This window comes from Cupriavidus sp. 86D6 (assembly GCF_057815095.1).
On record NZ_JBYPSB010000005.1, the window covers coordinates 55986 to 68413 of the forward strand.

11 protein-coding genes are annotated in these 12428 nt (G+C 61.6%); 2 read left to right on the forward strand and 9 right to left on the reverse strand.

Features of this window, described 5'->3' with window-relative positions; genetic code table 11:
• The first annotated feature begins 25 nt into the window (after window positions 1-25).
• Entirely contained in the window at window positions 26-1381 is a 1356-nt protein-coding gene (locus tag AC3G88_RS13610) for a TolC family outer membrane protein (protein ID WP_488772226.1), read from the forward strand.
• A 19-nt stretch (window positions 1382-1400) separates the two neighbouring features.
• Here AC3G88_RS13610 and AC3G88_RS13615 read toward each other — a convergent pair whose 3' ends face one another.
• From AC3G88_RS13615 to wecB, 8 genes are all read right to left on the reverse strand, one after another.
• Window positions 1401-2207, reverse strand: coding sequence for a hypothetical protein (locus tag AC3G88_RS13615; protein ID WP_488772225.1), 807 nt, complete (start codon window positions 2205-2207; stop codon window positions 1401-1403).
• 3 nt (window positions 2208-2210) lie between these two features.
• Window positions 2211-3059 carry a YaiO family outer membrane beta-barrel protein gene (locus AC3G88_RS13620; RefSeq protein WP_488772223.1) on the reverse strand — a complete coding sequence of 283 codons (849 nt, stop codon included), beginning with the start codon at window positions 3057-3059 and terminating at the stop codon, window positions 2211-2213.
• 21 nt (window positions 3060-3080) lie between these two features.
• The gene (locus tag AC3G88_RS13625) at window positions 3081-4085 is read right to left on the reverse strand and encodes a hypothetical protein (protein ID WP_488772222.1); all 1005 of its coding nucleotides are present in this window, start codon (window positions 4083-4085) and stop codon (window positions 3081-3083) included.
• Window positions 4086-4100: 15 nt separating this feature from the next.
• Window positions 4101-5198: a bactofilin family protein gene (locus AC3G88_RS13630; RefSeq protein WP_488893440.1), complete on the reverse strand. Its 1098-nt coding sequence runs from the start codon at window positions 5196-5198 to the stop codon at window positions 4101-4103.
• Between the two features lie 2 nt (window positions 5199-5200).
• Window positions 5201-6760 carry a glycosyltransferase family 2 protein gene (locus AC3G88_RS13635; RefSeq protein ID WP_488772220.1) on the reverse strand — a complete coding sequence of 520 codons (1560 nt, stop codon included), beginning with the start codon at window positions 6758-6760 and terminating at the stop codon, window positions 5201-5203.
• Between the two features lie 123 nt (window positions 6761-6883).
• Complete coding sequence (locus tag AC3G88_RS13640; RefSeq protein WP_488893441.1) at window positions 6884-8659, reverse strand: polysaccharide deacetylase family protein; 1776 nt, start codon at window positions 8657-8659, stop codon at window positions 6884-6886.
• A gap of 165 nt (window positions 8660-8824) precedes the next feature.
• Window positions 8825-9169, reverse strand: coding sequence for a hypothetical protein (locus tag AC3G88_RS13645; RefSeq protein WP_488772219.1), 345 nt, complete (start codon window positions 9167-9169; stop codon window positions 8825-8827).
• Window positions 9166-10473, reverse strand: coding sequence for a non-hydrolyzing UDP-N-acetylglucosamine 2-epimerase (gene wecB, locus AC3G88_RS13650; protein ID WP_488772218.1), 1308 nt, complete (start codon window positions 10471-10473; stop codon window positions 9166-9168). Before wecB ends, AC3G88_RS13645 begins: the two co-directional genes overlap by 4 nt.
• A gap of 1004 nt (window positions 10474-11477) precedes the next feature.
• Between wecB and AC3G88_RS13655 the strand changes: the two genes are divergently transcribed.
• Window positions 11478-11702 carry a DUF2188 domain-containing protein gene (locus tag AC3G88_RS13655; protein ID WP_488772217.1) on the forward strand — a complete coding sequence of 75 codons (225 nt, stop codon included), beginning with the start codon at window positions 11478-11480 and terminating at the stop codon, window positions 11700-11702.
• A 151-nt stretch (window positions 11703-11853) separates the two neighbouring features.
• Here AC3G88_RS13655 and AC3G88_RS13660 read toward each other — a convergent pair whose 3' ends face one another.
• Window positions 11854-12366, reverse strand: coding sequence for a MarR family winged helix-turn-helix transcriptional regulator (locus AC3G88_RS13660; RefSeq protein ID WP_488772216.1), 513 nt, complete (start codon window positions 12364-12366; stop codon window positions 11854-11856).
• Window positions 12367-12428: the final 62 nt, after the last annotated feature.

The window sequence follows — 12428 nt, forward strand, 5'->3', positions numbered from 1 at the left end:
GAATCTGACGTTGAGAGTGATTGTGATGAAGCGATTCAATATGGCCCTGCGGGCCGGGCAGGTGGCGCTGGGCTGCATGCTGTTCCTGAGCGCCGGTGAGTCGGGCGCGATCGACCTCGTGGGCGCCTACGAGCAGGCATTGGCGCATGATCCGTCGACCCTTGCCGCGAACGATGCGCTCACGGCGGGGCAAGAGAAGGCCGTGCAGGGCAGGGCCCTGCTGCTGCCCAGCCTGAGGCTGCAAGGTGGCGTGGGCCGTACTGTCGTCCATTCTTCGGCCACTGACGATGGGGCGTCGCTGATCCCGTCCAATACGTCGGGCACTGTGCGGCAGGCCGGCGTGGTGCTGGTGCAGCCGATCTACGACCGGGGTGCGGTGGCGACGAAGAAGCAATTGCGGGAGCAGACGAACCTGGCGCAAACACAGTTCGGCCAGTCGCGCCAGGATCTTGCCCTGCGGGTAGCAGAAGCGTACTTCGGCGTCGTCCTGGGCGAGGAGACGCTGCGCGTGGTACAGGCCGAGAAGGCCGCCTTGCGGCAGCAGCGCGATCGCGCCAAGGCGCGCTTCGACATCGGGCAGGGCAAGATCACCGATCTGCATGAAGCCCAGGCGCGCCTGGACGGTGTGGAGAGCCGCGAAGTGACGGCGCAATCTGCACTGGAGCAGCGTCGCACGCGCTTCCAGGAGATCGTTGGCACGTCGCCCGATCAACTGAGCGGGCTTGCCGCCCGGTTTGCGCCCAGGCCGCCGGAGCCGGACAATCTTGCGGCGTGGCAGGCCAAGGGGGAGGAACAGAGCTTCCTGGTCAAGACCCGGCAGTCGGAACTTGACATTGCCGGCGCGGAGATCGACAAGTACCGGCTTGCCAGCCGCCCGACCGTCTCGCTCGTGGCGGGCTACAACACGCAAGGGCAGACCGGTAATCTGGCGCCCTGGGTTGCTGCCAATACGCGTTCCGCGACCGTGGGGTTGCAGGTCAACATTCCGCTGTACGCGGGTGGGAGTCTGGACTCGCGCGAGCGGGAGTCCGTTGCAAAGAGGAGCCAGGCGGAACAGGAGCTTGCCGCGGCCCGGCGCGATGTGCGCCTGAACGTACAGGACGGGTTCCTGTCGGTGAAGACTGGCGTGTCGCGTATCGCCGCCCTCGAGCAGTCGTTGACGTCGGCGCGTAGTGCGCTGGCGGCGACGATCCTTGGCCGGGACGTCGGCACACGCACCGAACCCGACGTGCTCGACGCGCAGCAGCGCGTGTTCGCCGCGGAGCTGGACGTGGTGCAGGCTCGGCTGGACTACCTGCTGGGTCGCCTCCGCCTTGCCGCCGCGACGGGAGAATTGAGCGAGGATACCCTGCGTTCGCTCAACGGCTGGCTCGCTTCGTGACAGGGCCTCCACGCCCCGTCTATGCCCGGGGCGTCTCCCGATCCCAGCTCATTGCCCATCCATACAACGCCATGCATCCAAGTACGATCATCGTCGGCCCGAACACGAACGACAATAGCGGCATCATTAGCAGCGACCCGGTTTTCATCACATAGACATGCAGTGCCAGCTGCATAGGCACAGCCACGATGACAAACACAAGCGTAAGCAGCGTCAGGAATATCTTCTTCGGCCAGGAAAAGTCGAAGATGTAGTAGACGAGCGCATGCCCCCATGGCAGCAGGAACAGGAAGCTGGCAGAGGTCTTCAGCATGTTGTTGGCATATTCGCTGACCGAGTAGGGGAAATCCGTCGGTGCCACTGCGAAGAACAGCAGCGCCGTGCATTGAATGAAGACGGCGAACAGAAGGAAGTAGCGTAGCGGCAGGAACCGGTCATGCATGCGAAGCGCGAATATGCACACGATGAGCGTGGCCAGCAAGTTTGCGGACCACATGGCCACGTCGGGCGGTGTCGCCGTGACATTCAGATAGGGCAAGTCGAAGTCGAACCAGGCCACCCGTGTCAAGCGTTCGATCACGACGCCGTCCATGCCAAGCTTGTCGATCCAGAACGCGAGCACTGCGGTCCATATCACGCTGATTTTGGCGCGCAGCAGCCACTCGGCAGAATTGAACAGCACCGGCAATAGGAAAATGCCGGCCATCGTCCACGCCGACAGACTTAGCCGGTCCAGTGACCGATGCCTGGCCAGGCTCAGGATCGTCAGGCCAAGTGCGTCGCTTGCATCGCGGGTGGCGGGAGTGTGTCCAGCAGGATGGGCCATGGTCTAGAACTCCGCGAAAACACCTATCTCTGCTTGTTTGCGTTTGTAGGACGGATTTTCGTAATAGACCGCGCGCAAGTTGATGCCGTAGCGTTTGGTGATCCATTTGCGCCAGTTCAGGGAGACTTCATGGCTGGTGAAATCGCTGAGCAGTTGCTGCGCGCCGGTGATCTGGTAGGCCTCGGTCCCGCCGTCGTATCGCAAGGTGATGTACTGGTCCTTGTCGCGGCCATAGGTGACAGCGATCGATCCCCGGTTGGAACGGACGTTGCCGGGGTCGCTTCGGTTCAGCCGCCCCCCGAGCTGGATGATCCACGGGGCGTCGAAGTAGTAGGTCAGCCCGAGAAGCAAGGTCTTGTCGTTATAGACCTCCTTGGCGCGGTAGTAGGTGAAGCCTGCACTGGCGACCAGGTTCTTTTTTTCCAGCAGTTTGCGGAACAGCATGCCATCGACGCGGACCTGGGGCAGGAAGAAGCCGCCCGCGCTGGTGCCGGCGCTTAGAAAGCCGTACCAGTCGTCATCGAAAATTCGCGTATAGCCCAGTCCGAAGAACGTGCCTGCGTCGCCGAAATGGTTCTGGTGACTGATTTCGCCGGTCACATAGTCCTTCGGCGTCAGGTGGACGCCGCCGCGCACGTACTGGTCGTTCCAGCTCGAATTATTGTTGGTCAGGTTGGCATGGCCTAGTCCGCCTTCTATGAATCCCGTGAGTAACGGCACGAAGGTTCGGGGCGGGCTGGCTTCCGCCTGGGCGCGCGATTCCGTGGTGGCGACCAGCATCGCCATGCCCAGCAGGCATGACAGGACAAGCCTGCCGTAGAACCGGATTCGGGTATGCGAGAGCTTTGCCATGCGTATCCTTTCGATCTTGCCTCAACGACAGCGCAACCCGGCCGGAGGCGGTGCCAGCGCCTGTTCGGGGGTCAAGCGCGCCACGAACGCCAGGTACAACGCCTCTTCCAGAACATTCCAGTGTTTGCCATGACGGAACTGGATGGAACGGATGCGCCAGCACGAAATCGCTTCCTTGTCTTCCATCTTGTCGGCGACCAGTGCCACCAGCCCCCAGGGGAAATCCGCCTCGGACATCTGCAGCCAGGTCATCCGGTGCTCTTTCATCCAGAGGCGATACGTCAAGGCATCCGGTCGATTAGGCGGACGAATATCAGACAGAATAGGAAAGATCTGTGCGACAGCGTCCGGATAAAACTCATACTGTTCGCGTGGCTGGGTGCTTACCAGATAACCCTGCCCAGGCCGCCAGAACACACGCAGGATGTCCTTGTCGAGTTGCTCGGCCTTGCGCATCCACTCCGTGGCGCCCGCGGCGTCACCCAGGCGCCGCCGATAGGCGCTGGTCGCCTTGAAGGCGCTGGAGATCTCCGCGTTGTCCATCAGCAAGGCGACATGCAGGCTGGAGGAAATGTAGTACACCCCGGACTGCGCATCCCGCAGGGTGTCGATATGCGCGCTAGCCTTGTCGAAGCTGGCCTGCCACGCTGGCGGCATGCCTTCGGATGGCGCTTGACGGACCAGTAGTTCCATCCAGACTGCCATCAGGGCATCGTCCGCATCGGCTGGCTGGCACGCGACAAAACGCTCGGCCTTCAGGCAGTAGCGGTCGAAGCGGCCGTCAGCGTGCTGGCGCGGCAACTGCCAGGCGATCCAGCGTTTGGCCGCAGCCGACATCGCCCCCCCGGCGTCCTGTGCGGCGAGCAGCGCCTTGGCCGCGAAATAGGGATCGATCGAGTCGCCGCCAAAGTAGGTGGTAATAGCGCCATCGGGACGCTGGTACCCCTGGAGCGAGAGTTCACCCGCATCCGCTGGCGCATGCGCCAGCGTGGCGATCAACAACATGAAAGCCATCAATGTTTTCATGGTTTTTGCAGTCGTTCACGCGTCGCCAGCCGAGGCTTCTGGCACGACGCGGCCTTCCTCCAACGCAGATGCCGCGCCATAGACCACCGAGCCCGCGTGCATGTGCAACAACGGCGCGACGACGGTCGTGCGCCGGCCGGCGGCGCCAATCACACAGCGCCTGCCCACATCGATTTCCTGCTCCGAGACCAACGGCCCGGCGATGACACACTCGCGCTCCAACAAGATCGCACCGGCAGCGATTAGCGCGCCATGGATGCGTACGCCCGGTCCCAGCCAGATGCCACCGGTTGATTTCACGCTGCCCATGATGCAGGAGCCGGCACCGATCCAAAGCTCGCCGTGTACGATCAGGTCACCACGATGCACAGTGTTGGCAGAAAGCGTCAGGGCATGGGGTACCAGCCAGCGACCATCCGCATGCTCCGCGTCATCAGCATCGGGAATGGCCTCCAGGGGGGGCGCCGCCCGGGCACGGGCATCGTCAGTCGCATCGTCGATATCGGGCGGCGTCCCGGCACGCCGCTGCCCGAAGCTGACCACCGCCGCGCTCACTGACGTGAACTCACAGGCTTCTTCCAGGCGGATTGCATAGTGCGCCGACAAAGGTCCGCGCAGCCGGCAGTTCGGCTCGACGTGGATGTTGCGCGCATGGGCCCAGCGCTGCAGTTCGCTGCCATCGCGTATCACGACCTCGCCCTCGGAAAGCAGAACCTGGAGATGGTTCTCCCGGCCTGTATGAATGCCGCGTCGCCCATAGATATCGCGCGAGAAGGTGAAACCGTCAGGCAGCGTCAGCGTTCCGCCAGTCACGACAGTGCGCGTGCAGACGCCCAGATTCGTCTCCGCCCGTGCCGGAACGAAACTACCGGTGACGTGAACGACCGGCCGTAGCGCCATTGCCGTGCGCGTGAGCTTGTGCAGCCGGTCACCCGCCTCATGCCGCGCCACCAGAGCGCGAAAATTCGCTGCCACTTTCGTCACATCGAGGGTGTGTTCCCCGTCGATCATCAGCGGCCGGACGTCACGCGCCCGCCGCCATTCCAGCGCCGCCGGGACGAGCGGCAGGGCGAACACGAGCATGGTGAGCGTACCGAGCAACAGAGGCCACATAGTCAGTTCCTCGGGCGATAACGGGACGTCTTGTCCCAGCGCAGTTCCCGACGTAACAGCTGATCGAAGACGATTTGACCCAGAATCGCTCGCGACACGGCGAGCATGCTGACGAGGAAGCCGAAATAGTTCAGAGGCAACAGCCGGATGCGTTCGCGGGTGCCGTCCAGATGCACCGCGGCGGCGATCTCGAAAAACGCTGCAAAATTGCCCAAGGTGCCATAGGACATCAGCGCGAAGAGGATCAACGCCTCGCCGAATAGTGGCAAGCCGCCGGCATAGAACAACAGGATCGCCAGCAGCCAGCCAAACAGCATGATCGGCGCCATCATGTAGATGCCAAGCAGCGCCACGCCATCGATCTTCTCGAACAGGCCGTGATGCCGGCAAGCCGCCATCCTGACGCCGTGGCGGTACAGCGCTTGATTGTGGCCCTTGGTCCAGCGCCGGATTTGCCGCACGCGGACCGGCCAGGTCTCCGGCACCTCCTCATAACATTCCGACCAGTTCTGGTAGACCGTCTTCCAGTTGGCCAGCAGCAGACGATAGGTGATGTCGGTGTCTTCCGCGAGTACATCGTCATGCCAGCCACCGACAGCGCGCAATGCCCGCATCCTCACGCCGCCCACGGTGCCGCCGTACTGGGGGACCAACTGCAGGTTCATGCGGGCTTGCTGGTCGACCTGATAGCCACCCGAGCGTTCCAGATCGAGCAGGCGCGTCAGCAGGTTCACGCCCACATTCAACGGCACCACGCGGCCCATGGTGGCACCCACCTCTGGATCGAAGAAAGGGGCCACCAGCTGCTTTAGCAGCCCTACCGGCGGCAGATAGTCTGCATCGAAGACCACGACGATGTCGCTCGTCACCGCCTCGCTGGCATCCTTGAGCGCGGCAGCCTTGCCCGGCTTTCCGGCGGCGCGGTGAAACGGTGTGATGCGCCCGGGGTGCTTCGCCACCAGATCATCGATGATCTCGCGCGTGCCATCGGTGGACCGATCGTTGACCGGCATGATGACGAGCCTGTCGGCGGGATAGTCCGCATGCAGCAGGCAGGCCAGCGAACCGGCTATCACGGCCTCTTCATTGTGCGCGGCGACCATGACGGTCAACGTAGGCCACTGCGCAATATCGATGTCGAGGTACGGGTGTCGCTGAAAGCCGAAGAGCCGGTTCAGGGTGAAGAGGTAGTGTCTTACGGCGTAGAACAGCACCAAGGCAATGACCGCCATCAGCAGCACCGTCAGCGGTGGCACAATCGCCTGCGCGCGCGGCTTTTCAGCTGTTGCGGAGGCCTCGCGCGCGGGGCTTTTTGGCAGCGGGCTTGACCACGTGCGTTTGGTCGAGCCGTTCATGTCATCGTTGTCGAGCGTGTCCGGCAGCACCACTGCGACATTCAGCGCGGCGTCTGCTGACGCGGCCCGGGCGGCAGGTTGCGCAGGCGAATCGCTGACACCCTGGACGCCGCCCTCGGCAGTGCCCGGGGGGATGGATAACGTTGTGATGTAGCTGTTGGGGGCGGCTGCGAACGCCCCGGGGATGGGAACGGTGATGACCAGCATCACGCCAATCGACAAAAACAGGCGATATCCAGGGTGCATGCTCGAAGGCCCATGTAGTGCTGTTCTTCTGCAGCGCCGCGTCCCCGCTTCCATTGCGAGCGCGCGAGGACGGGCGCTTGTCCTTTACCGCTTGCTGCTGACAAAGGCCAGCGTGGTGCCTCCTAGTGCCGTCACGATCCAGTTGGTGCCATCCCAGGTCACGAGCCCGAGTCCCTGTGTCACAACCGGCTGGTTGTAAGCCGACTTTGGCAGTACCCATGCCATGTCGGTCAGGTCGCTGGGGTGGGTAGCCTGAAAGGTCCAGGAATTCCCGCCGTCAGTCGCCTGCCAGCTGACTTGCTGGCGCCGTTGGCCGAACTTCGCCAGCGTGTCCATCGTGAACCAGTTGAACTGCCCGCTCGCCTTGACAGTCGCCGCCTTGTTGAAAAGGCTGTTGAGCACCGACTGGTAGTCGACGGCTCCCAGCGGATGCATGTAGATCAGCCGGCTGGTGCGGTTCTTCGCCACAAAATCGATAAGCTGCTTGTACCAGGCCGTAATGCTGGCAGCCGGAACGTTGAACTCTTCGAACTCCTCGAAGGTCGCGTACTGCCCGAACGGCATGACAGGGAACGCGCGGATCGTTTGGTTGGTCAGGGCGCCGTTGCGGTAGCTCCGGGTTGGCGCCATACCGGTGTGCCCCAGGAAGTAATAGGCGCTGTTGCCGTTGGCTTCGAGCCAGTTGACCGACCATTGCGGCGTGTTGCCCTCCGGCGCCGCGTATTCGACTGCCGGGCGACCCGTCACGCCCTCCACGCTTTGCTTGTTCAGCACAAGGTACTGCTCAAAGGTCGATTGATTCGTCTCGCTGGCGTTCGCGCCCCAAAAATCGTGAATCCATCCGCCGTGGCTACCGATGTTGTGGCCCTGGCTCAGCAGGTATGCCACCAGTTGTTGGGCGGTGGTGTTCTGCGACAGGTTGATGCCCTTGCCGTCTCCCACATTGATCTGGTCTGGCCCGGCCGTGATGGACATCGAGAAGGTTCCCCTCTGGAAGATGCCCCAGCCCTTGAGCTGGTTTGCCGGCGCAATCTGGTCACCGGCACAGAAGTGCCAGTTCAGTACCAATCCGCCCAGCGCCTTGGGTTGCGCGGACAGTCGCGGCATCTTCATCATGTTGGTGCCGAAGTAGCGCAGCATTCCGTGCATCAACATGCCGTCGGTTTGGCCCTTCAAGTAAGACAGCGGCATGTTCACGAACAACACGCGCCCGTTTCCGAAATTGCGCAGCCCCGCGACGAGCCCGAAATTGGGGGACGTCAGCAGAGCGGACCCACTGTAGGTGCCTTGGGTCACGAAGCTCGGGTAAATCAGGAAGCCGTAGACGTAGCCAGAGATACCTTCCACGGGATTGGTGGCGGTGGCGTCCCATACCATCGACTTGCCGGGTGGCACTTGCAAGGTCCTGAGGGTAGTGCCCAGGCCCGTGACCGGTCCTACGCCGATCATATTGCCGAGCAGCTGGTCATAGAGCACGTAGTCGACGCCAGCCAGGTTGCTCAGACGGCTTTTCTGCGGTGCATAGAATCCTGTGGTGGTCAGCGCGCCGAAGTCGTAGACGAGCATCAGCTGTCCGCCCTGATTTGCGTACGTCTCGAGCGACGAGATCAGCGCATCGCTCGCGTTCGCGTGTACCTGGTCCGGCAGGATGACGCCGGAGAACTGCGCCGGCGTCGTGCCCTGCTGGAACTGGCTGTCATTGATGACCGTGATCTTCAGGCCTTCTTCCTGGGCGGCATCGAGCCACGAGGAGACGCGCGCGTCCGGCAGCGCAAAGCCATCTGGCACCAGCAGCGCAATCTGATTGGTGGCCGCATGCGTGATTGCCGGCACGAGCACGCCGAGGGCAAGCAGCGCCATGACTGCCTGCAGCACCAGGCGGCCGCATCTCAGCATGAATGAGTGAGAGTTGTTAAGCACGATCTTCTCCCAGCGCGATGTCAATGTGCCTCGCCTTGGCGGAGATGCGAAAAGCGCCAGCCCGCCGCCAGGCATGATGCAGAATGTTCGGTGCCGGATCGCACCTCAATCCGGCTCCGCTTCGGGAGCCGGCGCCAGTGTGTAGGTGCCTGCCTTCACCTTTGGCCCGGCCTTGAGCTTTTTGGGCATTTTCGCCTTGATCTTGTCCTTCTTTTCCTTGTTCGTGCCAACGGCATCGGCTTCATAGACAAAGTCGGTCTGTACGCTATGGTCATACCCCTTCAATCCGCCGGGGTCCGCCGGACTTGCCGGCAGATATAGCGGCGGCTGTGCCGCCACCGCGGCGGCCTCTTCAGTCAGTGCGGCGTGGGCGGGCATCGAGACCGGGGAACTGGCAAATAGCACTGCTGTCCCCCACGCAACAAACCGGGTCATGCGTGAGCGCTTCATGGAATGGCTCCTTCTGGCGCGGGCCGTTGGCCCCTGGACGACTCATTGGCCAATGTGGTCGATGTCGCCGATGTGATCGATGTCATGGATGTCGCCGCGTACATGGCCGGCGCGCGGCCATTCAGGCCGCCAAGGGCTGCGTGGCCCGGGGCGTTGCCACAGTGCCGGTCGGGGCCCTGGAGCGGCGCCTGTAACGCAACGACGATGCGCTCGCTGGCGCGGCCATCACCGAATGGGTTATGGGCGCGTGCCATGCGCGCATATTCCTCGGTATCGTTAAGCAATTGCTCCGTAACGGTGATCAGGCGTTCCGGATCCGTGCCCACCAGCCGCGCTGTGCCGGCGGCTACCGCTTCAGGCCGTTCCGTGGAATCACGCGTCACGAGCACCGGCTTGCCCAGCGCGGGGGCCTCCTCCTGAATGCCGCCCGAGTCAGTGATGATCAGATGCGCGGAAGACATCAGGAAGACAAACGGCAGGTATTCCTGGGGCTCGATCAGGTGGATGTTCGGGTGCCCGCTAAGGATTGCCTTGACAGGCGCCTGCACGCGCGGGTTCAGATGCACCGGATAAACGATCTGGATATCGGGATTGCGATCGGCGAGCGTGCGCAGTGCGACGAACAGGCGCTCGAACGGCGTACCGAAGTTCTCGCGCCGATGGCCGGTGACCAGGATCAGCCGCCGCGATTTATCCAGGAAGCCATATTGCGCGGCCAGCCGGTTGCGCATAGCGGCATCGCTATCGAGGCGTTTCTTGATTTGCAGCAGGGCGTCAATGCCCGTGTTGCCGGTGAGGCTGATCCGATCGCGATCGACGCCTTCGCGCAGCAGCGTTTCCTGCGCCTGCAGCGTGGGTGCGAACAGCCAACAGGCCATCACATCGGTCACGCGCCGATTCATTTCTTCAGGCCACGGCGCGCTGAGATTGCCGGTGCGCAGGCCCGCTTCGACGTGTCCCACCGCGACATTGCGATAGAACGCCGCCAGGGTGGCGGCAAGCGTGGTGGTGGTGTCACCATGCACGAGCATCGCGTCAGGGACAAAGCGGTCCAATACCGCATGCACGCCCGTCAGCACACGCGTCGTGATGTCGGACAGAGTCTGGCCCTGGCTAATGATGTTCAGGTCGAAGTCCGGAACGATCTCGAAAAGTCGCAATACCTGGTCGAGCATCTGGCGATGTTGGCCTGTGACGCACACGCGCAAGTCGATGTTCGCCGCCTCCCGCAGCCGATGAATTAATGGCGCCATCTTGATGGCTTCCGGCCTCGTGCCGAAAACGGCGAGCACTTTCTGAGCCATGCCGGTCTCTCCTGAGTGCAAAGCGGGCGTTCCCATTGGGGAGGCGGGACGCCCCTACGACGACTTGCTTTTAGGACCGTCTGCGACCGCTTTCCACGCTGCATGTCGCTTTTCTTCTCGCCCGGTTCGGCTTTTGGCGGCGGTAGCGATTTGGAGTAAAAGACAGAGCGATGGTTATGCCAGCCACCGAGGATCGCAGAGATTATTTGGGATTCCAGCAAACCACCCCGCCACACGACGTATGCCGTTGCCTTGAATGGTTGCAACTTTGAAACAGCGGCGAATGGGGTCCACAGACGATTCTCGAAAACTGACAAATGCCACACGGCCAACTTGCACTTTTCCTCGTTAATGTGCTCGGTAGGGCATCCACATGTGACAGGGGCGTGACAATAAAGACTGTATGTCGGTTATGCGTCACATCGATCTGGATATGTACCGAAGAAGCTGGCCACTTCCCGCAAATATGTCTGGCCGATAGCACCCGTTGCACAATCTACGTGAGGCGCCCGCAATTGAGTTTGGCGCGCGTATCCACAAATTGATACTGCAGCTTCACTAGTGTCGCTGACGAGGCAGTTATTTTTACCGTCAGCCGTTATTTTGGATGAGGTTCTCAACCATGTGGTTGAGACGGAACCAGCGGCGCAAATATGTTTCAATATTGATATCGGAATCTATTGCATCCTAATATTCCAAGAGTCTTTCCGTGGCTCCCTATAAATATTGAAAACGATATCGATTTTCAATAATCATCAACTTTGGTCGCGTATCACTTCGATAAATATGCGATGAATGACAATATGCGGCTCAGTGGTTCACTTTTTCGGCAAGCGCGAGCCCGGTATAACGCCATGCCGAAATTAATCTCTAGTTAAGGTATTCCCATCCCTGGGTAGGGGCGACACGATCTCCTACGCTGAAGAGAATGGTGACCCGATGCGCCGCGTACCCGCGGCGGATCGCCGTATTCAGACTGTCACCCAACTATTCAGGAGACCACCATGGCCGCTGACATTCATGTCGTGCCCACACAGGCGGATGGCTGGGCAGTCGAAGTCGAAGGTTCGGCTGGCCCGGCGGAGCTTTTTGAAACCCAGGAGGAAGCCATCAAGGTCGGCACTGAGCGTGCAAGGCGGGACAAGGTCGAGCTGCTGATACACGGCCGCGACGGCCAGATCCGTGAGCGAAATTCCTTCGGCCACGATCCGCGCAACATCAAAGGCTAAGCGCCATGCTGCGCGCGGCGCCCGCGCCGACGCACGTTCAGCATTCCCCGATGCTACTGATCGAGTGCTCGCATTCGGCCGGACACCGCCGTCAAACAGTGGCATCTGCCGCAGGAACGGCAGGCGGGACGCCACCGGCGAGGTGTTTTGTCTAGCGCAAGTTTCGTGCGCAAGTCACCAGCAAGGTCTGCAACAGGGCGACGTTTTCCGCGTCGATACCTTCCAGCATCTCGGCTTCCAGCTTCTTCACTGAATCGTCGCAGCGGACCAGGAGCTTTTGTGCGCTTGCCGTGAGGCTCAAGTTCACGATACGTCCATGCGCGGGATCGGGCTCGCGCACCACCCACCCTTTTGCCTCCATCGTTTTCACGATCTCGTTGGCGGACTGCGGCGACATAAACGATCGCTCAGCCAGCTGCGCATTCGAAAGGCTGCCTCTCGCCTGTAGCACGGACATGGCAGTGAATAGCGGAAGCGTGATGCCGTGCGGTGCCAACGCTTCGGTGAGACGGCGTTTGACGATGCGGTCCGTGCGCCCGATCAGATAAGGCAACCGCGTGGGCGCCAATGGCGGTGCCGCTGCAGGCTCACGAGTTTGCGCCGATGCCGCAGCGGCTTGTCTCGCCGACCTGGTTTTCGTTATCTCTTTTGTCTTGGTAGCCATCGTCCTGCCGGGGGTCTTGGCAAAGTGAATGTTGCTTGTTAGGGGTTTACGCGCACCAATGA

Bases quoted from the DNA above. Each gene is read 5' to 3' on its own strand.
- wecB (WP_488772218.1), bottom strand. From the start codon at position 10,473: ATGGCTCAGAAAGTGCTCGCCGTTTTCGGCACGAGGCCGGAAGCCATC.
- AC3G88_RS13620 (WP_488772223.1), bottom strand. From the start codon at position 3,059: ATGGCAAAGCTCTCGCATACCCGAATCCGGTTCTACGGCAGGCTTGTC.
- AC3G88_RS13630 (WP_488893440.1), bottom strand. From the start codon at position 5,198: ATGTGGCCTCTGTTGCTCGGTACGCTCACCATGCTCGTGTTCGCCCTG.
- AC3G88_RS13610 (WP_488772226.1), top strand. From the start codon at position 26: ATGAAGCGATTCAATATGGCCCTGCGGGCCGGGCAGGTGGCGCTGGGC.
- AC3G88_RS13645 (WP_488772219.1), bottom strand. From the start codon at position 9,169: ATGAAGCGCTCACGCATGACCCGGTTTGTTGCGTGGGGGACAGCAGTG.
- AC3G88_RS13625 (WP_488772222.1), bottom strand. From the start codon at position 4,085: ATGAAAACATTGATGGCTTTCATGTTGTTGATCGCCACGCTGGCGCAT.
- AC3G88_RS13635 (WP_488772220.1), bottom strand. From the start codon at position 6,760: ATGCTGGTCATCACCGTTCCCATCCCCGGGGCGTTCGCAGCCGCCCCC.
- AC3G88_RS13655 (WP_488772217.1), top strand. From the start codon at position 11,478: ATGGCCGCTGACATTCATGTCGTGCCCACACAGGCGGATGGCTGGGCA.
- AC3G88_RS13640 (WP_488893441.1), bottom strand. From the start codon at position 8,659: ATGGCGCTGCTTGCCCTCGGCGTGCTCGTGCCGGCAATCACGCATGCG.
- AC3G88_RS13615 (WP_488772225.1), bottom strand. From the start codon at position 2,207: ATGGCCCATCCTGCTGGACACACTCCCGCCACCCGCGATGCAAGCGAC.
- AC3G88_RS13660 (WP_488772216.1), bottom strand. From the start codon at position 12,366: ATGGCTACCAAGACAAAAGAGATAACGAAAACCAGGTCGGCGAGACAA.